A 26,062-nucleotide genomic window follows, 5' to 3' on the forward strand; every position below is an offset into this window, starting at 1 on the left:
AGCGCGATGGCCAAAGCGAGCGCGGCCGCCGTACTCGCCTTCGCCGCTCTTCACCGATACGGAGGAGCATCGCTGTCTGCTGCGCCTACAGCAGCCGACGAAGCAGACAGCGGCGCTCCAGCAGACGGCGTCGCATCCGCCGACTCGTCCTGCAACGCACGTGCCGCGCGATTTCGGGCTGCCCCGAGTACACCGCCGGACAAGCCGCCAGCGCGATGGCCAAAGCGAGCGCGGCCGCCGTACTCGCCTTCGCCGCTCTTCACCGATACGGAGGAGCATCGCTGTCTGCTGCGCCTACAGCAGCCGGCGAAGCAGACAGCGGCGCTCCAGCAGACGGCGTCGCATCCGCCGACTCGTCCTGCCCGCGCGCGTGCCGCGCGATTTCGGGCTGCCCCGAGTACACCGCCGGACAAGCCGCCAGCGCGATGGCGAAGGCGAGCGCGGCCGCCGTGCTCGCCGCCGCGAACGCCGCCGAGGGGCCGTAGGTCTGGGCGAGGCGGCCGGTGGCGGTGACCGCGAGGGCCTGGCCGCCGACCAGGGCGCTCGTCGCGAAGGCCATCGCCTCGGACAGCCGGGCGGGCGGGACCGTGCGCTCGGTGATCCCGAACACCGTGATCAGGTGCGGGGCGTAGGCGATCCCGAGGACGGTGACGACGGCGTACAGGCCGGTCATGCCGTCGGTGCGCAGCAGGGGCAGCGACAGCACGAGGGCGGCCCCGGTGGCCAGCCGCCAGCGCGCCGGGAGGCCGAGGCGCGCCGGTACGGCGGCCATGGCGAGCCCCGCCACGGCGCTCATCACACCCATGGCCGCGTACACCAGCCCCGCCTGGTCCTCCTGCCCGAGCCGGGCCGTGAGCGCGGTGATCCCGGCCTGGCAGGCACCGAACATGGCGCCCTGGAGGGCGAGGGCGGCGCGCAGGGCGTGGACGGAGCGGGGCACGGGAGCGCGGGCCACGGTGGCGGCACGCGCGCGTTCGGGGCCGGGCCGGACGGCCCGGGCGGTCGGGTGCAGGGCGAAGCCGGTGCCGCAGGTGGCCACCAGGAGGGCAGCGCCGGCCAGCGCGTACGCCGGGTGGGCGAGGACCGCGGCCAGACCGACCGGGGCCGGCCCGAGGACGAAGGACAGTTCGTCCAGGGTGCTCTCGAAGGAGAGCGCTACGCCGACGGTGGGCTCGGGGGCGCCGGCGCGGCGGGCGAGGGCGACCAGGCGGGTGCGGGCCAGCGGGCCGACGAGCGGCACGGTGGCGCCCGCCACGGCCCCCAGGACGGCCAGGACGGGCGTGGGCAGGCCGGCCAGGGCGCCGGTGACCAGGGCGGCCACGGTCAGCGCGTTGGCGAGCGAGAACGCGAGCACGACCGTCCGCTGGCCGTGCCGGTCCGCGAGCCGCCCCACCAGCGGCCCGCAGGCCACCTGGCCGAGGGCGAGCGCGCCGCCGGTCAGTCCCGCGGCGGCCAGCGAACCGCTCGTACGGGCGACGAGCAGCACACTTCCGAACTGGATGGTGGCGGTCGGCAGCCGCCCCAGGAACGACACGCAGGGCAGCAGCGGCCCTGCCAGGCCGATCACCTCGCGGTACGTGTCCAGCGTGCCGTGCCTTGTGCGGGGCCGTTCGTTCGTTCCCATCACTCGAAGCTAGGCACGCGTGCGTGGGTGCGTGCAGCGGGCGATGACACGAAAGACGGCGGGCTGGGTACGTAGGTTTCCATGACTTCTGAGCGACCCGGACCGGGGGTGCCCACGGCCACCTACCGGCTGCAACTCCAGCCCGCGTTCCCGTTCGCAGCCGCCGCGGCAGCCGTACCGTACCTGGCCTCGCTCGGTGTCTCGCACGTGCACCTGTCCCCCGTCCTGGAGGCCGTCCCGGGCTCCACGCACGGCTACGACGTCGTGGACCACGCGCGCGTGCGCGAGGAACTGGGCGGTGAGAAGGGGCTGCGCGCGCTGGCGGACGCCGCGCATGAGCACGGCCTAGGTCTGGTGGTCGACATCGTGCCGAACCACATGGCCATGGCGCCCCGGCACAACCACGCCCTGTGGGAGGTACTGCGCGAGGGACCCGGGTCGCCGTACGCGCGCTGGTTCGACATCGACTGGAAGGCGCAGGGCGGACGCCTGCTGCTGCCCGTGCTCGGCGGTCCGGTCGGGACGGAACTGGACCACCTGGTGGTCGACGGCGGTGTCCTGCGCTACCACGACCACGCGTTCCCGCTCCGCGAGGGCACCGAGGAACTGCCCCTGCCGCAGCTCCTGGACGCGCAGTGGTACCGCCCGGTGTGGTGGCGGCTGGCCCGCACCGAGCTGAACTACCGGCGCTTCTTCAGCATCTCGGAGCTGATCGGGCTGCGGGTCGAGGACCCGGAGGTGTTCGACGCCACCCACGCCAAGATCCTGCAGCTGCTGGCGGAGGGCGTGGTCGACGGACTGCGGATCGACCATCCCGACGGGCTCGCGGACCCCGACGGCTACCTGGAGCGGCTGCACGAGGCGACCGGCGGGCGCTGGACGGTCGTGGAGAAGATCCTCGCCGACGGCGAGCGGCTGCCCGCCTCCTGGCCCGTCGCGGGCACCACGGGCTACGACGCCCTGCGCCACGTCGACGGGCTGTTCACGGACCGCACCGGGGCGTATCAACTGCTGGGGCGGTACCGGGCGTTCGCCGCGCCGCAGACGGACCGGGGCGGCAACTGGGAGGCCACGGTGCGGCGGGCTGCCTACAAGGTGATCACGCACGAGCTGGCCGCCGAGACCGACCGGCTCACCCGGGTGGCCGCCCGGCTGTGCGCCGCCTCCCCGGACCTCTCGTTGCGCGACCGGGCGCCCTGGGCGCTGCGCACAGCTCTGGAGGAGCTGCTGGTCCGGATGCGGGTGTACCGCCCGTACGCCTCCGGTGACGCGGCCGCCGTCGTCACCGAGGAGGCCGCCGAGGAGGCCCGGCTGGCCTTCGTGGTGCCCGAGGAGGCCGAGGCCGTCGGCATCGTGCGGCGGCTGCTGGTGGAGGCGCCCGGTGACCCGTCGGCACCGGACCACGCCGACCGGGCGGAGTTCCGCACCCGGTTCGCGCAGACCGCGTCGGCGCTGCGCGCCAAGGCCGTGGAGGACACGGCGTTCTACCGGTATGTGCCGCTGCTGTCGGCGGCCGAGGTGGGCGGCGACCCCGGCGCGCCCGGCGTGTCCCCGGAGGACTTCCACGCGTACTGCGCGCGCGTGCAGCGCGACTGGCCGGACACCGGCACGGTCGTGTCCACCCATGACACCAAGCGCAGCGCCGATGTCCGTGCGGCCATGGCCGTGCTCACCGAATGCCCGGACCGCTGGGCGGAGTTGCTCGCCGAGGTGACCCTGGCCGAGGAGGGCGTGCCCGACGGGCAGCTGGCCTGGGCGGCCTGGCAGACGGTCTTCGGGCTGGGCTCGGCGGAGGAGGAGCGGGTCCAGGGGGCGCTGCTGAAGCATGTGCGCGAGGCCGGCATGTACACGAGCTGGACGGAGCAGGAGCCGCCCTACGAGGACGCGGCGGCGGCCTTCGTCACGGCCGGGCCGTGCGGGCCGCCGGGAGAGCGTGTGGTGGCGTTCCGCAAGGCGCTGGAGCCGCACGTCCGGGCGAACGTCCTGGGCACCGCGCTGGTCCATCTGACGATGCCGGGGGTGCCGGACCTGTACCAGGGCACGGAGGGCGAGTACCGGGCCCTGGTGGACCCGGACAACCGACGGCCGGTGTCGTTTCCCCCCGCGGCGCCCGGCGAGAAGGACGCGCTGACGGCGGCGGCCCTGCGACTGCGCGCGCGCCGGCCCGACGCCTTCGACGCGGCGGCGACGTACGCCCCGCTCACCGCGGAGGGGCCGGCGGCGGAGCACTGTGCGGCTTTCGCGCGCTCCGGCGCTGTGGTCACGGCGGTGACCCGCCTGTCGCTGCGGCTGACGGAGTCGGGCGGCTGGCGGGAGACACTGCTCGGGCTGCCGCCGGGGCGGTGGGCGGACGTGCTGACCCCGGGGCGGGAGTTCACCGGGCACGCACGCGTGGCGGACCTTTTCGAGCGGCTGCCGGTGGCACTGCTGGAGCGACATGGTGAGGACTGACGGGCTGACACCCGCAGGGACGAGAGGCCGGCGCCTGCTCAGCCGACCTGCGCGGCGGACAGGGCACAGGCCCCGCACCCCCCAGCTGAAACAACCACCGCGGGGGGGGCGGACATGCAGCCGCCGGGGGGAGAGTTCACCAGCCCCGCACCCGTGACGGGCCCTGACGAGCCGCTGCCCTTGGCACTGCTGGAAGGCAGGGTGAGGGCTGAGGGGCCGGCGCTCGCTCAGCCGACCTGTGCGGCGGGCAGGGCGCAGTCCTCGTGCTCCCGGGGCGCGGTTGCTCCGAGCGCGGGCCAGGTGGTGCGCAGGAGGTCCACGAAGGCCTCGGCGGCTCCGGTGGGCGGCACGCGCGCGTAGACCGTCAGGGCGCGCTTCCAGGCCGGGTCCGGGGTGAGGACGACGCAGTCCTCGCCGACGGCGCCCCGCACGACGTGGGCGGGCGCCACGCACACCCCGACCCCGGCAGCGGCCATGCGCACCGCCGTGGAGGTGTGCTCGGTCCACATGGCGGTCCGGGGGCGGTATCCGGCCTGTCCGCACGCCCAGTCGAGGAAGCGCTCGCCGTGGACGACGGGTTCCATGGCGCAGCGGATCCAGGCGCGGTCGGCGAGTTCCGGCAGTGTCACCCTCGTACGGCCCGCGAGCCGGTCGTCGAAGGGCACGACGAGGACGACCTCCTCCTCGCCGACCGGCACGACGGTGCCGGGCGCGCCGACGGGCTCGGGGCCGATCGCGAGGTCGGCGGTGCCGCGCTGGACGGCCTCCTCCAGGGCCTCGGAGGTGGCGTACTCGTGCAGGCGCAGCAGGACCCTGGGGTGGGCCGTACGCCAGCGGGCGAAGACGTCGGGGAGGGCGCCGACGGCGATGGAGTGCAGGGCCGCGATGTGCAGCTCGCCGCCCTCGGCGCCGGCGGCGGCGCGGGCCGCACGGCGGGCCTGGGCGGCGCTGCGGACGGCCAGCTCGGCGTGCGGCAGGAAGGCGCGGCCCATCGGGGTGAGACGCACCCCGCGCGGCATGCGCTCCAGCAGGGCGCCGCCGACCGTCTTCTCCAGGGCCTTGATCTGGTGCGAGAGCGCGGGCTGGGTGACATGCAGCAGCTCCGCCGCGCGCGTGAAGGACGCCTCCTCGACGACCGTCAGGAAGTACTCCATCTGCCGCAGGCTCATCGCGCCGCCTTCCCCGCCTCCCCCGCCTTCCCATAAGGATCCTGCATCGGTCCCACAAAAACATTGCCTTGGACTCATGGCAAGGCAGGGACGGAGGGTGGAGGTCATGAACACACAGGTCATGAGCGCAGGGGCAACGCACACGCCGGACGTCGTCGTCATCGGCGGTGGCACGGGCGGGTACAGCACCGCCCTGCGCGCCGCCGCCCTCGGTCTCGACGTCGTCCTCGTCGAACGTGACAAGGTCGGCGGGACCTGTCTGCACCGCGGCTGCATCCCCAGCAAGGCGATGCTGCACGCCGCCGAGCTCGTCGACGGCATCGTCGAGGCCCGCGAACGCTGGGGTGTGAAGGCCACGCTGGACTCCGTCGACTGGCCGGCGCTGGTGGCCACACGGGACGACATCGTGGCGCGCAACCACAAGGGGGTCGAGGCGCATCTGGCACACGCGGGTGTGCGGGTGGTGCGAGGGAGCGCGCGATTGACGGGAGCGCGCACGGTGCGGGTGGAGGGCGTGCACACCGAATCCGCGCTCGGCGTGCGCGACTTCGCCGCACGCCGCGGGATCGTCCTCGCGACCGGCTCGCGACCGCGCACGCTCCCCGGGCTCGTGCCCGACGGGCGGCGCGTGGTGACCAGTGACGACGCGTTGTTCGCGCCGGGGCTGCCGGGGTCCGTCCTGGTGCTGGGCGGGGGTGCGATCGGGGCGGAGTACGCCTCCTTCCACCGGTCGATGGGCGCGGAGGTCACCCTGGTGGAGGCCGCCGACCGGATCGTGCCGCTGGAGGACGCCGACGTGAGCCGGCATCTGACCCGCGGCCTGAAGAAGCGGGGCGTCGACGTGCAGGCGGGTGCGCGACTGCTGGACGCGGAGGTGCTGGAGAACGGCGTACGCGCGCGGGTGCGGACCGCCCGCGGGGAGACCCGGACCGTGGAGGCGGAGCGGCTGCTGGTCGCCGTCGGCCGGGCCCCCGTCACCGAGGGCCTGGACCTGTCCGCCGCCGGGCTGACGACGGACGAGAGGGGGTTCGTCGCACCGGCGGACTGGAGTCGGCTGGAGACGGCCGTACCGGGGGTCCATGTCGTGGGCGACCTGCTGCCGCCGCCCTCGCTCGGCCTGGCCCACGCCTCCTTCGCGGAGGGCATGCTGGTGGCCGAGACGCTGGCGGGGCTGCCGTCGGCTCCGGTGGACTACGCGGCCGTGCCCCGGGTGACGTACTCGTCGCCGCAGACCGCCTCCGTGGGGCTCGGCGAGGCGGAGGCACGCGCGCGTGGGCACGAGGTCGACGTCAACACGATGCTGCTGACCGCCGTCGCCAAGGGGATGGTGCACGGGCAGGGCGGAATGGTGAAGGTCGTCGCCGAGGCCGGCGGCGGGCAGGTGCTCGGTGTGCATCTGGTGGGCCCGAACGTGTCGGAGATGATCGCCGAGAGCCAGCTGATCGTCGGCTGGGACGCCCAGCCCTCGGACGTGGCCCGGCACGTGCACGCGCACCCCACGCTGTCGGAGGCGGTGGGCGAGGTGTTCCTGACGCTCGCCGGACGCGGCCTGCACCAGCAGTGAGCCCCCGGATCGCGGCGGTCCGGCACCCTCCTTGAATGCGTCCGGGCGCCCCCTGGAGCCTCCCGGCCGTGCGCTTGACAGTTCACCCAGGTCGTGCGGCACTGGGAGGGCGAAGCAGGGCGGACAAGTCGGGGGTGAGTCTCCTGCCGGAGCTGCGCTACCCCAGCGTTCCCGAACTGGTCGCCTCCGCACGAGCGTTGGCCGCTCAGGAGCCCGGGCTGTGCTCGCTCAGACAGGTGGGCCTCTCGCGAGCCGGCCGGCCTCTGCACCTGCTGTCGGTGGGACACGCCCGCCGCGCCGTGCTGGTCGTCGCGGGCGCCCACGCCAACGAGCCGACGGGCGGCTCCACCCTCCGGGTGCTGGCCGAACGGGTGCTGGCCGAGCGGGAGTTGCGGGACGACACCTCCTGGCACTTCCTGCTGTGCGCAGACCCGGACGGCGCGAGCCTGCATGTCACCCCGGCGCCGCGCAGCCTGCTCGACTACCACCTCGGCTTCTACCGGCCGACCGGCGCGGAGCAGCCGGAGTGGTCCCCTGCTGTGCTCCCGCCGGACCGCCTGCCGCCCGAGACGCGGGCCCTGACCGGGGTGATCGACGAGCTGCGCCCCTACCTCCAGGTGACCCTGCACGGCACCGATCTGGGCGGCAGTTGGGTGCAGTTGACGAAGGACCTGCCGGGCCTGGCGGAGCCGTTCGCCAAGTCCGCCGCGGAGCTGCACATCCCGGTCGAGACGGGTGCCTCGGACGCCGCGGGCTGGCCCGCCTCGGGGCCCGGGGTGCATGTGATGCCCGGCCCGGAGACGGGCGTCGCCTACCCGAGCCTGCCGGACGACGCACGGCACAGCACCTGGTACCACGCGCACCGCTACGGCGGTCTGACGGCCGTGGTGGAAGTGCCGATGTGGGCCAGCGACCTGGTGGACGACCCGGCGCCGCACCCGGCACCGGCGGCGGCGATACGACGCCTGGCCCAGCGGCTGCTGCGGGACTCGCTGCAGGTGGAGCGGGTGCTCGCCGAGGTGCTGCCCCGGCTGGAGGATGCGGACGGGCCGTTGCTGCGGGCGTCGCGGTGGGCGCTGGAGCTGATACCGGGCCTGGCGCAGGACTGGATCCACACACCGCCGGCCGGCACGACGATGGCGTACGTCGGCAGTGTGGACGCCTTCGGACGGCGGCTGCCGCTGCGGTCGGCGGCGATGCTGCTGCGGGTGCTGCGGGAGACGGACGACCGGGCGGCGCCCCGGCTCGAACAGCTGGTCGCCGCCTGGTGCGAGGCCTTCGCGGAGCGCTTCCGGGCCCGCTGGGTGCCGTTGGAGAATCAGGTGGAGCACCAGTCCCGGACGGTGCTGGTGGCGGCCCAGCAGGCCCGGGAACGGGCGGCGTGAGGCCTCCACGCCGCCTCCCGCCCTGCCGTCCGCCACGCCCCCGTGGCCGCCGCCTGCCGCTCCTGCCGCGGGCCGTGTTCAGTCGTCCAGCGCGAAGACCGCTCCCGTCCGCCCTTTCATGACGCACTTGCTGGAGTACGTCTCCCGGAAGTCGACCGTCCGCCCGTTCCACCGCCCGCGCGCGTGGACGGTGACGGGAGCGAAGATCATCGTGCAGAAGATCCTCTTGGGCGGGATGCGATCGATGTCGCCGTCGGCGGCCGCGAGTTCGGCACAGGCCTCGGCCGCGTGCTGGTGCCCGAGAGGTGGGTCGCACAGCAGCAGCGTGTGGCGCGTGTAGCCGGTCTGGGCGATGCCGCGGGTGACGGTGAGGTCGAGCCAGTTGCCGGTGAGCGTGTGACGGGGTGCCGCCTGGGCCGGGCCCGCGGTGAACAGGCCGACGGAGGCCAGCAGGGCGCCTGCGGCCGCTGTCGCTCGGGTGATGTACGTCATTCCCGAAGCATCGGCACGGCGGCTCGCGTTCCGCACCCCGACTCACCCGAACGGGACCGTACGGGCGCACAGTGGTGCGTCAGTTCGAATGCGGGACGGCGTCTCAGTCCGCCGAGAGCCGGAAGGCGATCCGTCCGAAGCCGACCTGGTCGCCCTCGCGGACCGCGACGGAGCCCACCACGCGGCGGCCGTTGACCGTGGTGCCGTTGGTGGAGCCGAGGTCCCTGAGGATCCACATGTCGCCCTGGCGGCGGAGTTCGGCGTGTACGCGGGAGACGGTCTCGTGGTTCAGGCGCAGCCCGTTCGCGGGGTCGCGGCCGATGCGCAGGGGATGGCCGTTCGCCGGGTTCGGCAGCCGCAGCTTGGGCAGCCGCTCGGCTTGCCAGGCCCGGCGCAGCCGCACGGTGAAGCCGGAGACGGCCTCGACGGTGCCGAAGACCGCACGCGAGAGGCGGTTCTCGTGGGGCAGGTCGGCGGTGAGGGCGGCGAGTTCGTCGGCGCGGCGTGCGGCGAGCGCGAGTTCCATGCGGCGTACGAACGTGTCGTGCGACAGACGGCCCATGGCGACGCCGTCTCGCAGCACCTGCAGCGCCTTGTCGCGCTCCGCGTCGGACAGTCGCGCGGGGTACATGGGGATCTCGAAAGACGACGTCACGCTGGTGATTGTCGGACAGTGAACCTCCGGTGTCCAGAAACACGGAGAACGGTTACCGCACGCGCATCGTTCCAGGACACCTGCCGCCAAAGGGCGGATTCGAAAGCGGATTGATCGCTTTCGCGGCACGATGGACGGGCTACATCACGGTGAGCAGACGAAGGGGAACCGTCCGTGCAGTTCGAGGTGTGGGCACCGCAGGCAGACCGTGTGACGCTCCATTGCGACAGCGCCACGCGCACGTTGGAGCGCGACTCCGGCCGCGCCGGCTGGTGGACGGGGGAGGCACAGGCGCAGGACGGCTCGCGGTACGGGTTCGCGCTGGACGACGGTCCGGTGCTGCCGGACCCGCGTTCGCGCCGTCAGCCGGACGGCCCGGACGGCCTGAGCGCGGTCGTCGACCACGGGCGGTACGCGTGGCGTTCCGCGTGGGCGGGGCGCGAGCTGCCCGGCGCGCTGCTCTACGAGCTGCACGTGGGCACGTACACCCGCGAGGGCACCCTGGACGCGGCCGCCGGGCACCTCGGGCACCTGGTGGAGCTGGGCGTCACCCACGTGGAGTTGATGCCGCTGTGTCCGTTCCCGGGGCGGCACGGCTGGGGGTACGAGGGGGTGTCGCCGTGGGCGGTGCACGAGCCGTACGGCGGCCCCGAGGCGCTGAAGCGGTTCGTGGACCGGGCGCACGAACTGGGCCTGGGGGTCGTGCTGGACGTCGTGCACAACCACTTGGGTCCGTCGGGCAACCATCTGCCGCGGTTCGGGCCGTACTTCACGGACACCCACCACACCCCCTGGGGCGCCGCCGTGAACCTGGACGCGCCGGGTTCGGACGAGGTGCGCGCGTACTTCGTGGGCAGTGCGCTGGCCTGGCTGCGGGACTACCGGATCGACGGGCTGCGCCTGGACGCGGTGCACGCACTGCGCGACACGCGCGCGTGCCACTTCCTGGAGGAGCTGTCGGCGGCCGTCGACGGCCTCGCCGACGAGCTGGGCCGCCCGCTGTTCCTGATCGCCGAGTCCGACCTGAACGACCCGCGGATCATCACCCCGCGCGCGGAGCACGGCCTCGGGCTGCAGGCGCAGTGGAACGACGACTTCCATCACGCCCTGCACTGTGCGCTGACCGGCGAGTCCCAGGGCTACTACGCCGACTTCGCGCGCGCTCCCCTCGCCGCGCTCGCCAAGACGCTCATGGGCGGCTACTTCCACGACGGCACGTACTCGAGCTTCCGGGGCCGCGGCCACGGGCGGCCGCTGGACCGGGCACAGGTGGCCGCGCACCGGCTGCTGGGCTACAGCCAGACCCACGACCAGGTCGGCAACCGCGCACAGGGGGACCGGCTTTCGGCCCTGCTCGCCCCCGGTCTGCTGGCCTGCGCGGCCACGCTCACCCTGACCGCGCCGTTCACGCCGATGCTGTTCATGGGCGAGGAGTGGGCGGCGGGCACACCCTGGCAGTTCTTCACGGACCACACGGACCCGGAGCTGGCCGACGCGGTACGGCGGGGCAGGCGGCGGGAGTTCGCGCAGCACGGCTGGGCCGAGGAGGACGTACCGGACCCGCAGGACCCGGCGACCTGGGAGCGGTCCTGCCTCGACTGGTCGGAGCCGGAACGCGAGCCCCACGCGCGCGTGCTGGCCTGGTACCGGCGGCTGATCGAGCTGCGCCGGGAGCAGCCGGACCTCACCGATCCCGACCTGGCCGACACGAAGGTGGCGTACGACGAGGAGGCCCGCTGGCTGGCGTTCCGGCGCGGGGACGTCCGGGTGGCGGTGAACCTGGGCAAGGAGCAGGCGGCGATCCCGCTGGGCACCGGGCGGGTGCAGGTCCTGGCCGCCTGGGAGCCGGTGGCGGCACCTGGCCCGGACGGGCTGCTGCAGGTGCCCGGGGAGTCGTGCGTGGTGCTGGTCCAGCCCTAGGCCTCCGACTCGTCGTCCTTGAACTCGGTCACCCGCTCCAGCAGGATCGGCTCCCAGGCGCGCCGCAGCTGGATCCGCAGCAGCGTCAGGGAGCCGGTGGCGCGGCCTTCGAGGTGGTCGGTGAGACGGATGACGGTGTCGCAGCGGGCGAGCCACAGACCGCGCAGGCAGGGGCGGGCGCCGTAGCCGGCGAGGGTGGCGGCGCGGACGGCGGCCGGGGAGCCGACGGCGACGGCGAGCCCGGCGATGTCCTCGGCGGGGTCGCCGAAGGCGGCCTCGGTCCAGTCCAGGATGCCGCGGACCCGTCCGTCGGCGCTGACCACCACGTGTTCGCCGGTGAGGCCGTGGTGGGTGAGGACGGCGGTAGCGGTCTGTGCGGCGAGCTGGGCGGCGCCGGGCGGGGTGAGCTGAAGCATGCGGGCGGCGTCGAACTCGTCGGCGGCGGCGAGCCGTTCGGCCGCGTGCACGGCCATGCGGCGCAGCGCTTCCAGGGAGCGGGCGGCGGTGCGCGGAACGCCGAGCGCCTCCGCCTGCCGTGCCGGCACGGCGCGCAGTCCGCTGAGCAGCCCGGCCAGGTCGGCCTCGCCGACGGCGGAGACGTCGTGCTCGTCGGCGGTGCCGCCGGGCAGTTTGGTGTCGAGGGTGTAGGCGAGGCCGGGTGCCCAGTCGCCGTGGGCGACGCTGGTCGGGACGGCGACCGGCACATGCGGGCGGACCACGTCGCGCAGGCGCAGTTCGCGACGGCGGCGGGCGGAGGCCTCCCGGTCGGGGGCGAGGCGCAGCACATGGCGGGTGCCGACCCACCAGGTGTGCTCGTGGCCCTCGGCGACGGGCCGGACTTCGGGCCCCTCGATGCCGTTCGCGGTCTCCTTGCTCTCCTTGAGCAGGGAACGGACCAGTCTGCGGACGGAGTCCGCGGTGGGTGTCGGTGCCTGGGTCATGGGTCGCGCCGTAGCCGTTCCGGGGTGTCGTCGAGGGTGTGTCTCCTGGGCCTCTCAGTCCACTATGACCATCTCACGGGTGGTGTTGTTGAGGCGGCGACCGCCGTCCTCGGTCACCGTGACGATGTCCTCGATGCGTACTCCGAAGCGGCCGGGGAGGTAGATGCCGGGCTCCACGGAGAAGCACATGCCGGGTACCAGGGGCTGTTCCTCGCCCTCGATCATGTACGGCGGCTCGTGCGTGGTGACGCCGATGCCGTGGCCGGTGCGGTGGATGAAGTACTCGCCGTATCCGGCGTCGGTGATCACCGCACGGGCGGCGCGGTCGACCTCCTGGCAGGCGACGCCCGGCCGCACGGCCCGGAAGCCGGCCTCCTGGGCGGCACGCACGATGTCGTGGACCGTGCGTTCCTCGTCGGTCGGCCGGCCGACGTGCACGGTGCGGGTGGTGTCGGAGCCGTAGCCGTCCTTGAGTCCGCCGAAGTCGAGGACGACCATGTCGCCGTGCTGGATGACGCGGTCGCCGACCTCGTGGTGCGGGTTGGCGCCGTTGGGACCCGAGCCGACGATGGTGAAGTCGACCTGGGAGTGCCCGAAGCGGCGCAGCAGGTCGGCGAGGTCGTGGCCGACGTCGGACTCGCGGCGCCCGGCGAAGGGAACCTTCCGGATCTCCTCGAACGCTGCGTCCGCGGCCGCTCCCGCGGCTGCCAGGAGTTCCAGCTCGGCCGCGTCCTTGACGGCGCGCAGCATGGGCAGGGCGTCGGTCAGGGCGCCGTAGGAGGTGCCGGGCAGGGTGCGCTGGAGGCCCAGCAGGTGCATCGCCCAGGTGTTGTCGCTGATGCCGAACCGGCCGCTGTGGTCGAGGAGGGCGGCGGTGACGGCGTAGGGGTCCTTGCCGTCGGTCCAGTCGCGCAGGGTGAACGCGGACGCGCCGGCCGCGTGCTCGGCGTCCGGGGCCTCCAGGGTGGGCACGACGAGCACGGGGTCGTGTCCCGGGGTGAGGACCAGCACGGTGAGCCGTTCGGTGACCGCGGTGGGCGTGTAGCCGGTGAGCCACACCATGTCCGGTCCCGGTGCCACGAGCAGTCCCGCGAGGCCGGCGTCGGCGGCGGCGTGCGCGGCGCGCTCCATACGGGCCCTGTAGTCGTCTGCGGTGAAGGGCGCGGGCGTGCTACCGGTCATCCGGGCCTCCGAGCGCGGTCGTGGTGACGGGGCGAAGCGGTCTCGGGCAGCATCCTGCCCGGCCGGACAGGGCGGCGCGAGCCGATCGCGGAGTCCTGTGGCGGCGGTCCGCGGGGACGGGGCTCGGCATGGGGTCATCATGGCGCGTGGGGCGGGGTGCGACCAGTGAGTTTCCCGACGTGTCCGGACACGCGGGAGCGCATGTCGGCCGCGGTCAGGTCACCACGCCCGGAACCACGGTCAGCTGCTGGTAGCCGCCACTGGGGTGGCGCACGGTCAGGGTCACCTCCGTGCCGGGGCGGACGTGGGCGACGGCCCGGGCGAGGTCGGCGGCCGTGTCGACGCGTGCCCTGCCGAGCTGCAGCAGGACGTCGCCGCGCACGAGGCCCGCCGTGTAGCCCGGGCCGGGCACGTGGACGCCCACCACCAAGGCGCCGGCCTTGTCCGCGTCGACGGCTTCCACACCCAGGGTCGCTCCGGTCCGGGCCTCCGCGGGGCTCGGCGTGGGGGCCGGCTCGGCCGAGGGGTGGTGCGGCGGGGACTGGCGTTGCAGCTCGGCCAGCCTGCTCATGCCGATCACGGTGGCGCCGACCGTGCCGATACCGACCCCGGAGAGCACCAGGACGGTGCCGGTGCACAGTCCGAGCAGCAGGGTCCTGAGCCGCCGGCCGCGGCGGCGCGCGGCGTGCGGGCGCCGGACGGGGCCGGGAGTGACGCTCCCCCGCCGTTCCTGACCGGGCATCGGCTTGGGACGCAACGCAGTCTGATCCATGGTTCGCTCGCCTCCGGCTGGTGCTCTACCCGGGGCTCCGCTCCACGACGAGACACGAACGAGTGAGACTGGCCGGAGCGTGGCGGAGGGTAGTCATAGCCGTCGAGGCGATGCACCGGACCCACGCTCACGCACGGTCCACCAGCTGCCGGACCACCTCCGCCGCCGTTCCCGTCGGGGCCCCGCCGTGCACGAGTTCGGTGCGGTGGACGACCCGAGGTGCGGTGAGCGGGACGGCGACGGTGCCCGGGACGCCGGTCGCCGTCGAGTGGGGCAGCAGGGTGAGGCCGTGGCCGGCGGCGGCGAGGGCGGTGAGGGTGCGCAGGTCGGTGCCCTCGTAGCGAAGGGCGGGCCGGAAGGCGCCGCCGCCGTTGGCAGCGCGCAGATGGGCGAGCGGGAGGGCCGCGTCGGGTGCGTCCAGCCAGCGGGCGTCGGCGAGGTCGCCGAGGCGCAGGCTGCTGCGGCCGGCGAGGGGGTGACCGGTGGGCAGCAGGACGCTGACGGGTTCCTCGGCGACGCCGTGCGTGGTCAGCGGTGCCACGTCGGGCAGCCGCAGCGGGTCGCTGGGGGCGGCGACGCCGTCGACCAGGCCGAGGTCGGCGGTGCCGGTGGCGACGGCGGCCGGGATCTCGTCCCGGGTGAGGACGCGCAGGGTCACGCCCGCCGCCGGGAGCGCGCCCAGGACGACCGGGCCGAGGGCGGTCGGTGTGGTGGCGAGGGTGAGGCCGTGCGCGGGCGCGGCGGCCATGCGGGTCACGTCGGCGCGGGCCGCGTCCAGGCGCAGCAGCAGCGGGCCCGCGTGCTCGAGCAACCTTTCGCCCGCAGCGGTGGGTGCGACGGGCCGCCGGGTGAGCAGGGGCGCGCCGAGGTCCTGCTCGAGGGCGGCGATGTGCTGGGACACCGCGGACTGGGTGTAGCCCAGCTCGCGGGCGGCCTCGGAGAAGGAGGCGAGGCGCGCCACGGTGACGTACGTGCGCAGCAGGTGCGGGTCCATGCGGAACAGGATCGCACTCCATCAGCAGTACTTATCGACCGTGCAGGAATCATCGTTGGACGTGAACGACGGGCGCCGCCCAGGATGAACGGCATGACGAACACCGCGGCTCACACCGCCACCCTCGCCCTCGTCGGGGACCGCTCCCCCAACGTCGTCTCGCACACCCGGGTCCCGCTCCTGCTGGACGCCCTCGCCGAACGCGACCGGCTGGTCCTGGACGCCTACTGGATCCCGTCCGAGGACGCGACGGACGAGGGCGCGGTGCGCGGCTTCGACGCGGTGTGGGTGCTGCCGGGCAGCCCGTACCGCAGCGAGGCGGGCGTCCTCGCGGCCATCCGTACCGCGCGCGAGGAGGGCATCCCGTTCCTGGGCACCTGCGGCGGCTTCCAGCACGCGCTGCTGGAGTTCGCCCGGAACGTGTGCGGACTGACCGGGACCGCGCACGCCGAGAACGACCCCGACGCCGAGGACCTGCTCATCGAGCCGCTGGCCTGTTCACTTGCCGGCCACGAGGCCGCCGTGACCCTGGAGCCGGGCTCGCTCGCCCGTTCCGTGACCGGTGCGGAACGGACGGTCGAGCGGTACCACTGCGCCTACGGCCCCTCCCGCCACCTCGACATCCTCCGCGCCCACGGTCTGCGGTTCTCCGGGCACGACGAGGACGGGCAGGTCCGCGTCGCCGAACTGCCGGGCCACCCCTTCTTCCTGGCCACCCTGTTCCAGCCGGAGCTGTCCGGCGACGGCTCGCGCCCGCACCCGGTGGTACGGGCGCTGGCGCGAGCCGCGGTCGAGCACGCGGGCCGGGTGGCGGGCCTGCCCGCGTGACCTGACCGGGATCAGCCGGTGTGCCCCCCGCCGTGGCCGCCGTCATGACCGCCGTGCGCCGCGTGGTCGAACTTCATGGCCTCGGCCGGCATGACGACGAAGGGCCGCATCATGCCCATGTCCTCGTGCTCCAGCAGGTGGCAGTGGTACATGAACCGGCCGTACGCCCCGTCGAACTTGCCCATGACGCGCAGGATCTGCCCGCCCGGGACGCGGAAGACGTCCTTGTGGCCCAACTCGTTGGGCGCGAGCGGTATCCGTGTGCCCGCGTCGTACGCGATGGGGGTACGGGTGCCGCCCACCGCCGGGTCGAAGCCCGAGACGTCGTACGCGTCCCGGCCCAGCAGCTGGAAGTCGGCCAGGTGGATGTGCATCGGGTGGACGATCGGCGCGAGGTTGAGGAAGCTCCACTGTTCGTAGCCGCCCTCGGCGATGGTGAAGCCGAGACCGTCGTTGAACGTCCGTGCCGTGCGCCGGTACGTCTTCGTGGTGCCGTCCGCCCCCGTGAGCTGGATGACGCCGTCGGCGGGGAGCTGGAGGCCGCTCGGGTCCGCCACCTCGGTCATCTCCCAGATCTCCGGGTGGCCGCCGGCGCCCTTCGTGGCGGGCGGCGTGAGCACGATCAGGCGGTGTCCGTGCTCGATGTCGTGCGTGAGGCGGCGGAAGGAGCCGGAGAGCACCTCGGGCAGTTCGAAGGTGTCGCACATCCCGGTCTCGCGGACGCGGAACTCCAGGACCGCCGGATAGCGCACGTCGCCCGCCGGATCGGGCACGCCCGCGGGCTGGTTGCGGCCCTTGTTGACCAGCCGGAGCTTCCGGCCCGCCAGGCCCCGGAAGTCGACGAGCAGGTCGAACCGCTCGGCCGGGGCCGCGGTCAGCGAGGGCAGCGCCTCGTCGAAGTCGACCGGGACGGGCCGGGGCAGCAGCCCGCCGTCGCTGCCGATCTGGTGGATGACACCCGGCACCGGGTTGTCGTCCTCGTCCACCAGGACGAGGTTGAAGATGCGCGCGTTGGACGCGTTGACCAGCCGGAAGCGGTACCAGGCGTCGTCGACGTCGGCGTACGGCCAGATACGGCCGTTGACCGTGGTGTACGGGCCGCTGAACGGGATGGAGACCGGCTTGCCCGTCTCCGGGTTCTGCTGCTGGACGATCACCGTCTTGTGCAGCAGCCGGCCGTTGAGGCGGCCGTCCTCGTCCGTGTCGAGGTTACGGTCGGCGAGCAGCAGCGGCATCTCCCGCTCCCCGGAGGGGAGGTGGAGCGCGTCCTCCTCGTCGTCACGGACGAGGTAGGTGCCGTACAGGCCCGTCATCACGTTCCACCGCGTGATGTTCATCGCGTGGTCGTGGTACCACCACTGCACCGCCTGGTGGTCGTTCGGGTACTCGGACAGCTGGGCGTCGCCGTGTCCGACGGCGTTGTCGGCCCAGCCGTCGTTGCCGCCGCCGGTCTGGGCGCCGTGCAGGTGGGTCACCGTCCAGGCGGGCAGGGCGGCGACGTCCTTGTTCGGTTCGACGCCCTCGCGGCCGGGCTCGGTGGTGGCGGGCGGGCGGCCGTCGGTGCGCAGCGGCACCTCCACCGAGGTGACCGGGTACTCGCTCTCCTTCGGGATGCGGTTGGTCCAGGCGATGCGGATGCGCTGTCCGCGCCGCACCTCGATGGTCGGGCCGGGCACCTGGCCGTCGTACCCCCACATCAGGGTCGGCGGCAGCTGCGGGTGCAGGCGGACCCAGGTGGGGCGCAGGGCGATCTCCGTCTCGTGCGTCACGTCGGCGGACGCGGCGGCCGGGCGCAGGACGGGCGGGACCGGTAACCGGGCGACGTACGGCGTCAGTTCGCCCGGTTCCGGTGCCTGATTGCCCGCCGCGCCCTCGGTGATCCTCTCGATGATGTCGGTCAAGGTCGAACACCCCCGTGTTCTGTTGTCTGTTCCCCTTGCCTCAGAAGACTCCCTGCGCCCCGCCGGGGTTCCCTGAATATCCCGTTCCGTACGAGAAGATTCCGAAACGGCCGGCGTGATGTCAGCCGATGGGCAGCGCCGGCCCCAGGTCCGGTACGAAGCCGTGGGTCCGGCGGGCGAGGTAGCCGGCCTTGTAGCGGTCGACCTCCCGGTGCCAGTGCAGGATGCCCGCCATCCAGTTCTGCAGGTCGGCCACGTAGTGGCCCATGGCCTCGCGCGCCTCGGCCGGCAGACCGAAGTCGTCGTACAGAACGGGCAGTTCGTGGCTGACGATGTGCTCGAACTGCTGCATCCGGTGGGTCATCAGGTCGTGGACGATGCCGAGCGCGGTCGGGTAGTCGCAGCCGAAGAAGTTCTGCACGACGAGGATCGCGTTGTGCAGCTCGCCCTCGTACTCGATCTCCTTCTGGTACGAGAAGACGTCGTTGATCAGGCAGGCGTAGTCCACGGCGGCGTTCTCCAGCGCCTGGACGGGGCCGGTCCGGTAGATCTCCGGCGGGATCGCGGGTCCCTGGCCCATGCGGCACAGGCTGAGGGTGAGGTCGGAGCCGAAGGTGGCGCGCCGCATCTCCAGGTAGTCGACCGGGTCGGGGACGCGGTTCTGCAGCTGGTTGGACAGCTCCCACACCCAGCTCTCGGTCATCTTGTCGACGGAGTCTCGCAAGCCGCGCCGCTGGTCGGGGGTCATGCCGGCGGTGGTGCGGGCCCACAGGTCGATCAGGCCGCGTTCCATGCCGTTGACCGGGACGACAGGTGTCACCTCACCGTCGCAGGGCATGCAGGCCGACAGGCGGGCGGTGGTCAGCCGGGCGGCGGCCAGGTCGCGGCGGCCCCCGAAGACCAGCGGGTAGTAGTCGTCGCCGTAGGTGCCCCAGGCAAGCCAGTGGGCGCTGAGGTCCAGGGCCCCAGGGGTGGCGTCCGGGTCGAGTCCGGCCGAGCACAGCGGAAGGTCGTAGGCGGCGAGCTTGTCCTCGTCCCAGACGCCCTCCTGCAGCATGCCCATGCGGTGCATCCACGCGGTCAGGCGGGGGCGGCACGCTTCCAGGTGCGGGCTCAACCCGACCTGGTAGGGCATGTGGAAGTCGGGCAGCAGCGACGGGCCGACCTTCTGGAAGGGCACGTGCGCGTAGGCGCGCAGCCTCCCCCACTGCCCGAAAGGCGTGGGAGGTGCCCCCATCGCGGCGGCCGTGGCGAGCAGCGCGCCGATGTCGGCGGCGGAGGTGCCGGGACCCGTCAGCTTCTGCCAGGGCGCGACGGTGGTGGCGCCCTGGTTCATGTAGCGGCTGGAGCGCAGGTGCCACTCGTGGCCGCCGGACTGCCAGTCCTGAAGTCCCTTGGTGTAGGCGGCGACCGCGGCGACCTCGTCGGGCCTGAGCCCCTTCTCCAGGGCGACGGCCGGCACTTCGGTGAGCGCGGTGTGCTCGAACTGGTGCAGGCGCGAGGTGAGGATGTCGTTGACCGTCTCGGCGGCCTCCTGGGTGGTGCAGCCGAAGAAGGTCTCCAGCACGAGCACGCCGTTGCTGTTCTCGCCCTCGTCCTCGACCTCCCGCTGGTAGGAGAAGAGGTCGTTGCGCAGGTGGACCGCGTCGGAGAACGTCTCCATGAGCACCCTGAGCGGCCGGGTCCCGGCGACGGCGACGGGCACCTCGGCGGTCGCGTACTCCACGAGCCCCGCCGACCAGGGGGCGCCGCCCACCTTGCGGCGCATCTCGATGTACTCGACCGGGTTGGCGATCCGCCCCTCGTTGATGTTGGACAGCTCCCACATGGACTCGTTCAGCAGGTGCTCGGTGGCCAGGGAGAAACGGCGGCGCCAGTCGACGGACATCGACGGCACCGTCCGCCTCCACAGGTCGGCGAGGCCCGCCTCGACCGGGTTCTCCGGCTCCGGCACGGGGGTCGCCGGGTCCAGCGGCATGAACAGGGGCAGGCGGTCCAGGTGGGCCTTTCCGGCGGCGCGGTCCTGGGTGCGCTTGTACATGTCGAGGAAGTGGTCGTCGAAGAAGAACACCCAGACGTACCAGTCGGTGATCAGCGAGAGGGACGGGCCGTCGCAGTCGGGGTGGGTGTAGGCGCACAGGAGCCCGTAGTCGTGCGCCTCCAGGTCGGCCTGCTCCCAGATCCCGGAGCCCTCCAGCATGCCCATCTCGCGCGCCCACGCCGTCGAGTGGGCACGTGCCTCGTCGACATGCGGGTTGAGCCGCGCGGGATACGGCATGTAGAAGTGCGGAAGTGCGAACGGCTGCGTCATGGCCGGGCCCTACCCGGGCCCCGGAAGCACCATCCGCCCCCCGAGCGATGATCACACCATCGCGTGAACCACCGGCCAAGCAGGGAACTTCCTTGGCTTTCTGTGGCGTTGGCCCTGGCTGACGCGAGTCCCGTCCGGTACGCGGTACGACATCGGGCCGGCCGCCGCCATGTCCCGTCCGTGCCCTTGCCGAGCCCCCGCGCGCGGGTCACGGTAGGCGCATGACCCCCTTCGTGCTGCCCCATGAGGTGCACGGCGACGGCACCCACGAGGTGTTCGCCGTGCACGGCTCATTCGCCGACCGCTCCGCCTACGAGGCCGTCCTGCCGGATCTCGACCGGACCGCCTTCACCTACACGCCGGTCGAGCAGGGCGTGCTGTTCGCGGACGCGGCGCACCGGCCGGAGAACCGGCGCACGATCATCGACTTCACCATCGGGAGCCGCCGTCCGGCCGCCTGGTATCCGCGCACCGAACCCGTGGGGCTGCCCGGTGCCGGACACTGCGCCGTGGACGAGACCCCGCTGGAGCTGATCCGCGCGGTGGAGGACTTTCTGCGGGCGGACGCGGGTGAGCCGGCGTGAGCGTACGGAAGGAGGCCTCGCCGGTATCCGGCGTCCCCGACGTCTTCGACCCGCGCCGGTACGCCGCCGGGGTGCCGTACGCCGACTACCGCGTCCTGCGCGACCACCTTCCGGTGGCCTGGCAGGCCGAGCCGGAGGTGCTGGGCTGGCCGGCCGGTCCCGGGTTCTGGGCGGTGACCCGGCACGCCGACGTGGTCCGGGTGCTCAAGGACTCGGCGACGTACTCCTCGTACCTCGGCGCGACCCAGATCCGTGACCCCGATCCGGACGATCTGCCGTTCATCCGGCGCATGATGCTCAACCAGGATCCGCCGCAGCACGGCCGGCTGCGGCGGCTGGTGAGCCGGGCGTTCACTCCGGGGCGCGTCGACCGGTTCACGGCGGTCGCGCGCGAGCGGGCCCGGACCCTGCTGGACCGGGCGGTGGACGAAGCCCGGTCGGGCGACGGCACGGTCGACCTGGTCACCGCCGTCACCGACGAGTACGCCCTGCTCAACCTGGCGGATCTGCTGGGGGTTCCGGAGAGCGACCGGCGGCTGCTGCTGCACTGGACGCAGCGGGTCATCGGCTACCAGGATCCGGACGAGGCCGGCCCTGCGGTGCTGGACGAGGCGGGCAAGCCGGTCAATCCGCGTTCGCCCGCGATGTTGCGGGACATGTTCGCGTACGCCGGGCGGCTGGCCGCGCTCAAACGGCGTTATCCCGCCGACGACATCATGACCACACTCGCTCACGACGCCGAACTGGTCGATGCCGAACTGGAGATGTTCTTCTTCCTGCTGACGATCGCGGGCAACGACACCGTGCGCAGCGCGGCCCCGGGCGGGCTGCTGGCCCTGGCGGAGCATCCGGAGGCGTACGAGCTGCTGCGCACCGGGAAGGCCGAAATGGCAACCACGGTCGACGAGTTGCTGCGCTGGCACCCGCCGGTCCTGACCTTCCGCCGGACCGCCGCGCAGGACACCGAGCTGGCCGGCCGTCGGATCCGGGCGGGCGACAAGGTCGTGGTGTTCCATGCCTCGGCCAACCGGGACGAGCGGGTCTTCACCGAGCCCGACCGGCTGGACCTCGCCCGCACACCCAACCCGCACGTGTCCTTCGGGGACGGCCCGCATGTATGCCTGGGTGCCCACTTCGCCCGGCTGCAGCTGCGGCTGCTCTACGAGGAGGTGCTGCGGACTCTGCCCGGCCTGCGCCCCGCGGGACCGGCCGGGCGTCTGGTGTCCAACTTCATCAACGGCCTCAAGTCACTTCCCGTGCAGGTCGCTTGAGACGTGCGAGGCGTTCGCCTGGATCAGCGCGTGGGTGCCACCGGTGCGCCAGCGCTGCCCCTCGGCCACGACCAGCGCGTTCTCGGCGGCTGCGGTCAGGCCGGTGATCACGTCGGACTTCAGGGTGCGCAGGGCGGCGACCGGGCCGGGGAAGTAGGCGGTCACCTCCTGGAAGGACGTGGTGGGCGGCCAGAGGCGGTCGCCCACCAGACGGCGGTAGTTGAGGTCGCCCTTGAAGATGGTCAGCGTGGCCGAGGCGAACTCGGCGCGCAGGTCGTCCGGTTGGTCGGCGTACGGCAGCGGGGCGCAGGAGAAGGGGTGGGCGCGTACCGTGAGGCGGCCGTCGGCCATGGCCGACCAGAGCATGCGCCCGTACCCGGCGGCCGCGCCCGGTGCCGCGGCGAGGCGCTGCAGGGCGTCGACCACGTCGGCCGTCGTGGCGTCGGAGACGTAGTAGGGGTACGGCTTGACGTGCAGGACCGCCCGGCCGATCCGGCCCTCGGCGAGGAGATGGGCGATCAGGAGCAGGTCGGGGACGAGTTCACGGCCCGCGTTGTCCGCGACCAGCACGAGCGTGCCCGTGCCGGAGGGCGGCAGCAGCGACCACAGGGTCTCGCTGTCGTCGGCGACCAGAGCGGGGGCCGGTTCCGCGGCCTCGGCGCCGGCGGCGGACATCCGGAAGCCGAGGTCGGCGCGGTTGCCCCACAGCGAGCCGTGCAGCAGGGCACGGGCCCGCTCCGGCTCCGGACGGTCCTGGAGCGTGTCGAGCGCGGCCAGTTCCTCGTCGGTCTCCGGCGCGTCGAGTTCGGCACGCTTGAAGGGGCGGAAAGGGTCGATGCCCTGCCAGGCGCCCGGGCCGAACCAGCCGACGGCGTCGAGCAGCCGACGGTAGAAGTGGCTCTCGGACCACAGCCACGGCACGTCGAACCAGGACCGGCCGACGTAGTCGTCCAGCCCCCAGGCCCGCCACCGGTCCCGGTCACCGGCCCCCTCGGGCAGCGGTTCGATCACGCCTTCGGTGCAGCTTTTCAGCAGCTCGTCCAGCGCGCGGTGCTGCCCGGGGGCGTACGGGAACGCGTCCCGCACCTGCCGGATGATCGCGGGGTGCCGCTCGGCCAGCACGCTGTGCGGGAACGAGCCGGGTTCGTCACCGAGGATGACCGGTGCCGTGGGGATTTCGGGCATGGGCGTCACCGTATCGCGCGGGTCAGCCGGTTCTTGTCTCCCTTTCCAGCTGCGTGGCGAGGGTCAGATAGCGGGGGCGGCGGTGCACCGGCACCAGCCCCCGGACCATCAGGTGCCACATCTCCGCCACCCTGCGGGGCAGCCGTCCGACCGGTTCCAGGGAGCGGCCGGCGACCCGGGTGCCGACGAAGAAGCACACGAGGGAATGGGCGACGACACCGACATCGGTCTCGGCGTGCACATCCGCCTCCTTCACGGCGCCGCTGAACTTACGGGTGGCGAACTCCAGCCACTCCGTGAAGGGGTGCCTCAGCGGCGGCCGTACGGTCACGTCCGCGGTGGCGAGGCGGAGTCCGGCGCGCGGCACCGGATCCTCCACGGCCAGCCGGGCGATGGCGAACGTGGCACGCATCAGGGCCTCCAGTGAGGTGTAGCCCCGGCCCTCGACATCGGCCACCACCTGCTGCGCGGCCCTGGCCTGCAGTTCCAGGATGGCGTGGGCCAGATCCTCCTTCGCGGCGAAGTGGAAGTACAACGCCCCCTTGGTGACCTGCGCGTGGCCCACGATGTCGCTCAAACTGGTGGATTCGTAGCCCTGTCGGTCGAACAGATCGGCGGCAGCAGTGATGATCGTCGCCCGGGTCTGCTCAGCGCGTAATTGCCTCGCCATCGACTGACCCCTCCTCGCAGCTCTACCGAACGGGACACGCGGTTTGTTTTGACCCCACGCATACGATAACTCACCGCGCGGCAAAGGGAGTCAGACGGTCGTACTTCCATGTGTCACAGCTTCCGTTCACCCGCACGACACCGGGCCAGGGCATAACACTCCGCAAACGGACGGCCCCAGAACGCACTCCTCCCACCACTTCTGCGTGTTTCCGGAAGCCAAGGCACTGTGTTCACCGCGCCCTTGACCACCTCGACGGAAGGGTCCGGACCCGCGTTGCGGTCGAACCTCGCGGCGACCCGCAAAAACAGTCTGACCGGTCGGGTGCAGTGCTCCGAGGACACCAGAGGCGCCGGAGTGGCTGAACGCGACGGACATGCGCCCCGTACTGGACTCGGCAGACCCCGTTCCCGCGCCCGCCGAGGAGAAGTCCCGGATGACTCGGATGACCGCCCGCCTGAGCGTCACGGCGACCGCTGCGGCGACCCCGCTCCTGCTCCTGCCGTGGGCGGCGGGGCCTGCCCAGGCGCACGGTGCCCCCATGGACCCGGTCAGCCGGGTGTACGCCTGCTCGCCCGAGGGCGGCAGCGCGAACCGGTCGGCCGCCTGCCGGGCGGCGATCAGCGCGAACGGCACCCCGTTCACCGCGTGGGACAACCTGCGCGTGGCGGGGGTGAACGGCCGGGACCGGCAGGTGATTCCGGACGGCAGGCTGTGCAGCGGAAACCTGCCCGCCTACCGGGGGCTCGATCTGGCCCGGCGGGACTGGCCGGCGACCCGGCTGACGCCCGGCGGCAAACTGACGATGACGTACGCCTCGACGATCGCGCACACGGGCACCTTCAGGCTGTACCTCACCAAGCCCGGCTACGACCCGTCGAAGCCGCTGAAGTGGGCCGACCTGCCCACACGCCCCTTCGCCGAGGTCACGGACCCGCCGCTGACGAACGGGGCATACCACATCCGGGCGACTGTGCCGTCGGACCGGACAGGTCGCCAGATGCTCTACACGATCTGGCAGAACAGCAGCACGCCGGACACGTACTACTCGTGCTCCGACGTGGTGATTCCGGGGGCGGGCAAGGGGGCGGAGTCGGACTCGGGTTCGGGTTCGGGTTCGGGTTCGGCGAAAGCCACGGAGACTGCCGCCGCCTCGCACGCCCCGGCGAGTCCTCACCCCGCACGGACGAAGACTGCGCAGCCGCCGTCCGGAACGCCTGCTCCTGCCGAGAAAAAGGGAACTTCACCTGGCACCACCAGCGACGGTACGCCGGTGGCCGAGGCCACCCGCGCGGACGCGGGCCCCTCGGCGCCGTTGCTGGCGGGCGGCGCCGCCGCGGTGCTGGTGCTCACCGGGGGCGCCGCCCTGGTTCTGCGGCTGCGACGACGCGGAACGTCGACGCTGTGACGGTCAGTTGACGTAGACCCGGGCGCCCGCGTCGGTGACCGGGGCGTACTTGGCGGTGAAGTAACCGCTCGCGAAGCACAGCGACGAACCGGAGCTCTTCGTGAACTGCTGGTTGGTGAAGGCGATGCTGCTGTCGCTGTTGTCGGCCTTACCCGTCAGGCTCGGCGCCTGGTAGACACAGGTGATGGTGCCCAGCAGGGTGCGCAGCTTCACCGTGGTCTGGATGGTGGAGCCACTGGCCGGCGAGACGGTGAGGGTGCCGTCGGAGGCGACCGTCGCGGTGTAGGGCAGGTTGTCGACCGTGATGCTGCTGACCCCGAGCACACCGGTGACGTTGCTGGTGCAGCTGCTGCTGTCGAAGGTGTGCCCGGTGACCGACTCGGTGGCCGTACCGGGTGCGCTCGGGTTGCCCGTGACCGTGGCGGTGAACTGCGACGACGTGCAGGTGACCCCGCTGGTGCCGGTCGCGCTGGAGTAGAGCGTCGCGGTCGTGCCGCCGGCCAGCGGTGCGGTCAGGGTGTCGCCGACCGCGGCGGCGGTGCCACCGGCACTGCCCGTGGTGAGGACGGCGCTTCCGTCCGCGGAGGCGGGGACGGCCACGGCGACGGTGAGCGCGGTGACGGTGCCGGCGAGGGCGAGAAGGGATCGCGTACGCATGCGGGTGCCTCTTTTCTGGGGTGGGGGGCAACGTGAGGTGAGGTGGGGGGGTGTGCATGACGTGGGGGGTGGCGCTGTGGGGGCGGTGACGCGGGGTG

Annotated in this window: 21 protein-coding genes; 8 read left to right on the top strand and 13 right to left on the bottom strand. The window is 72.9% G+C overall.

Annotated elements, in window-relative coordinates; translation table 11 throughout:
• Nucleotides 1-259: 259 nt before the first annotated feature.
• A complete protein-coding gene (locus ACIF83_RS11680; protein WP_399725823.1) occupies nucleotides 260-1,624 on the bottom strand; it encodes an MFS transporter in 1,365 nt (454 codons plus the stop codon).
• Between the two features lie 81 nt (nucleotides 1,625-1,705).
• Between ACIF83_RS11680 and treY the strand changes: the two genes are divergently transcribed.
• Nucleotides 1,706-4,075 carry a malto-oligosyltrehalose synthase gene (gene treY, locus ACIF83_RS11685; protein WP_399725826.1) on the top strand — a complete coding sequence of 790 codons (2,370 nt, stop codon included), beginning with the start codon at nucleotides 1,706-1,708 and terminating at the stop codon, nucleotides 4,073-4,075.
• A gap of 227 nt (nucleotides 4,076-4,302) precedes the next feature.
• On the opposite strand, the gene ACIF83_RS11690 is transcribed toward treY, so the two are convergent.
• Complete coding sequence (locus ACIF83_RS11690; protein WP_399725829.1) at nucleotides 4,303-5,244, bottom strand: LysR family transcriptional regulator; 942 nt, start codon at nucleotides 5,242-5,244, stop codon at nucleotides 4,303-4,305.
• A 106-nt stretch (nucleotides 5,245-5,350) separates the two neighbouring features.
• Here ACIF83_RS11690 and lpdA point away from each other — a divergent pair, with 106 nt between their 5' ends.
• Complete coding sequence (lpdA, locus tag ACIF83_RS11695) at nucleotides 5,351-6,808, top strand: dihydrolipoyl dehydrogenase (protein ID WP_399725832.1); 1,458 nt, start codon at nucleotides 5,351-5,353, stop codon at nucleotides 6,806-6,808.
• A 134-nt stretch (nucleotides 6,809-6,942) separates the two neighbouring features.
• Nucleotides 6,943-8,193, top strand: coding sequence for a M14 family zinc carboxypeptidase (locus ACIF83_RS11700; protein ID WP_393473457.1), 1,251 nt, complete (start codon nucleotides 6,943-6,945; stop codon nucleotides 8,191-8,193).
• A 78-nt stretch (nucleotides 8,194-8,271) separates the two neighbouring features.
• Here the strand turns inward: ACIF83_RS11700 and ACIF83_RS11705 are convergent, their stop codons facing one another.
• Both ACIF83_RS11705 and ACIF83_RS11710 read right to left on the bottom strand, forming a co-directional pair.
• The gene (locus ACIF83_RS11705) at nucleotides 8,272-8,685 is read right to left on the bottom strand and encodes an SSI family serine proteinase inhibitor (RefSeq protein ID WP_393473460.1); all 414 of its coding nucleotides are present in this window, start codon (nucleotides 8,683-8,685) and stop codon (nucleotides 8,272-8,274) included.
• 103 nt (nucleotides 8,686-8,788) lie between these two features.
• Entirely contained in the window at nucleotides 8,789-9,340 is a 552-nt protein-coding gene (locus ACIF83_RS11710) for an FHA domain-containing protein (RefSeq protein ID WP_393473463.1), read from the bottom strand.
• Between the two features lie 174 nt (nucleotides 9,341-9,514).
• Here ACIF83_RS11710 and treZ point away from each other — a divergent pair, with 174 nt between their 5' ends.
• Entirely contained in the window at nucleotides 9,515-11,260 is a 1,746-nt protein-coding gene (treZ, locus tag ACIF83_RS11715; protein ID WP_399725837.1) for a malto-oligosyltrehalose trehalohydrolase, read from the top strand.
• On the opposite strand, the gene ACIF83_RS11720 is transcribed toward treZ, so the two are convergent.
• From ACIF83_RS11720 to ACIF83_RS11735, 4 genes are all read right to left on the bottom strand, one after another.
• Nucleotides 11,257-12,201 (bottom strand): aminoglycoside phosphotransferase family protein, encoded by a 945-nt coding sequence (locus ACIF83_RS11720; RefSeq protein WP_399725840.1) that lies wholly within the window; start codon nucleotides 12,199-12,201, stop codon nucleotides 11,257-11,259. The genes treZ and ACIF83_RS11720 overlap by 4 nt on opposite strands.
• 54 nt (nucleotides 12,202-12,255) lie before the next feature.
• The gene (locus tag ACIF83_RS11725; protein WP_398138425.1) at nucleotides 12,256-13,383 is read right to left on the bottom strand and encodes a M24 family metallopeptidase; all 1,128 of its coding nucleotides are present in this window, start codon (nucleotides 13,381-13,383) and stop codon (nucleotides 12,256-12,258) included.
• A gap of 214 nt (nucleotides 13,384-13,597) precedes the next feature.
• The gene (locus ACIF83_RS11730) at nucleotides 13,598-14,155 is read right to left on the bottom strand and encodes a PDZ domain-containing protein (RefSeq protein ID WP_399725843.1); all 558 of its coding nucleotides are present in this window, start codon (nucleotides 14,153-14,155) and stop codon (nucleotides 13,598-13,600) included.
• Between the two features lie 127 nt (nucleotides 14,156-14,282).
• The gene (locus tag ACIF83_RS11735; RefSeq protein ID WP_399725846.1) at nucleotides 14,283-15,149 is read right to left on the bottom strand and encodes a LysR family transcriptional regulator; all 867 of its coding nucleotides are present in this window, start codon (nucleotides 15,147-15,149) and stop codon (nucleotides 14,283-14,285) included.
• A 93-nt stretch (nucleotides 15,150-15,242) separates the two neighbouring features.
• On the opposite strand from ACIF83_RS11735, the gene ACIF83_RS11740 reads away from it, so the two are divergent.
• The gene (locus ACIF83_RS11740; protein ID WP_393473479.1) at nucleotides 15,243-15,977 is read left to right on the top strand and encodes a gamma-glutamyl-gamma-aminobutyrate hydrolase family protein; all 735 of its coding nucleotides are present in this window, start codon (nucleotides 15,243-15,245) and stop codon (nucleotides 15,975-15,977) included.
• An 11-nt stretch (nucleotides 15,978-15,988) separates the two neighbouring features.
• Here the strand turns inward: ACIF83_RS11740 and phsA are convergent, their stop codons facing one another.
• Nucleotides 15,989-17,878: an O-aminophenol oxidase PhsA gene (phsA, locus tag ACIF83_RS11745; protein WP_399725849.1), complete on the bottom strand. Its 1,890-nt coding sequence runs from the start codon at nucleotides 17,876-17,878 to the stop codon at nucleotides 15,989-15,991.
• A 121-nt stretch (nucleotides 17,879-17,999) separates the two neighbouring features.
• Nucleotides 18,000-20,189 (bottom strand): germacradienol/geosmin synthase Cyc2, encoded by a 2,190-nt coding sequence (cyc2, locus tag ACIF83_RS11750; protein ID WP_399725852.1) that lies wholly within the window; start codon nucleotides 20,187-20,189, stop codon nucleotides 18,000-18,002.
• Between the two features lie 221 nt (nucleotides 20,190-20,410).
• On the opposite strand from cyc2, the gene ACIF83_RS11755 reads away from it, so the two are divergent.
• Together ACIF83_RS11755 and ACIF83_RS11760 are read left to right on the top strand one after the other, a co-directional pair.
• Nucleotides 20,411-20,773: a hypothetical protein gene (locus tag ACIF83_RS11755; protein ID WP_399725855.1), complete on the top strand. Its 363-nt coding sequence runs from the start codon at nucleotides 20,411-20,413 to the stop codon at nucleotides 20,771-20,773.
• On the top strand, nucleotides 20,770-22,044 hold the full coding sequence (locus ACIF83_RS11760; RefSeq protein WP_399725858.1) for a cytochrome P450: 1,275 nt from the start codon (nucleotides 20,770-20,772) through the stop codon (nucleotides 22,042-22,044). Before ACIF83_RS11755 ends, ACIF83_RS11760 begins: the two co-directional genes overlap by 4 nt.
• Here the strand turns inward: ACIF83_RS11760 and ACIF83_RS11765 are convergent.
• Nucleotides 22,021-23,229 (bottom strand): damage-control phosphatase ARMT1 family protein, encoded by a 1,209-nt coding sequence (locus ACIF83_RS11765; RefSeq protein WP_399725860.1) that lies wholly within the window; start codon nucleotides 23,227-23,229, stop codon nucleotides 22,021-22,023. The genes ACIF83_RS11760 and ACIF83_RS11765 overlap by 24 nt on opposite strands.
• A gap of 22 nt (nucleotides 23,230-23,251) precedes the next feature.
• Nucleotides 23,252-23,899, bottom strand: a complete 648-nt coding sequence (locus ACIF83_RS11770) for a ScbR family autoregulator-binding transcription factor (protein WP_393473495.1) — start codon at nucleotides 23,897-23,899, stop codon at nucleotides 23,252-23,254.
• A gap of 436 nt (nucleotides 23,900-24,335) precedes the next feature.
• On the opposite strand from ACIF83_RS11770, the gene ACIF83_RS11775 reads away from it, so the two are divergent.
• Nucleotides 24,336-25,307 carry a lytic polysaccharide monooxygenase gene (locus tag ACIF83_RS11775; RefSeq protein ID WP_399725863.1) on the top strand — a complete coding sequence of 324 codons (972 nt, stop codon included), beginning with the start codon at nucleotides 24,336-24,338 and terminating at the stop codon, nucleotides 25,305-25,307.
• 3 nt (nucleotides 25,308-25,310) lie between these two features.
• On the opposite strand, the gene ACIF83_RS11780 is transcribed toward ACIF83_RS11775, so the two are convergent.
• A complete protein-coding gene (locus tag ACIF83_RS11780; protein WP_393473500.1) occupies nucleotides 25,311-25,964 on the bottom strand; it encodes a Tat pathway signal sequence domain protein in 654 nt (217 codons plus the stop codon).
• Nucleotides 25,965-26,062: the final 98 nt, after the last annotated feature.

This window comes from Streptomyces sp. NPDC085866 (genome assembly GCF_044541035.1).
GTDB lineage: Bacteria > Actinomycetota > Actinomycetes > Streptomycetales > Streptomycetaceae > Streptomyces.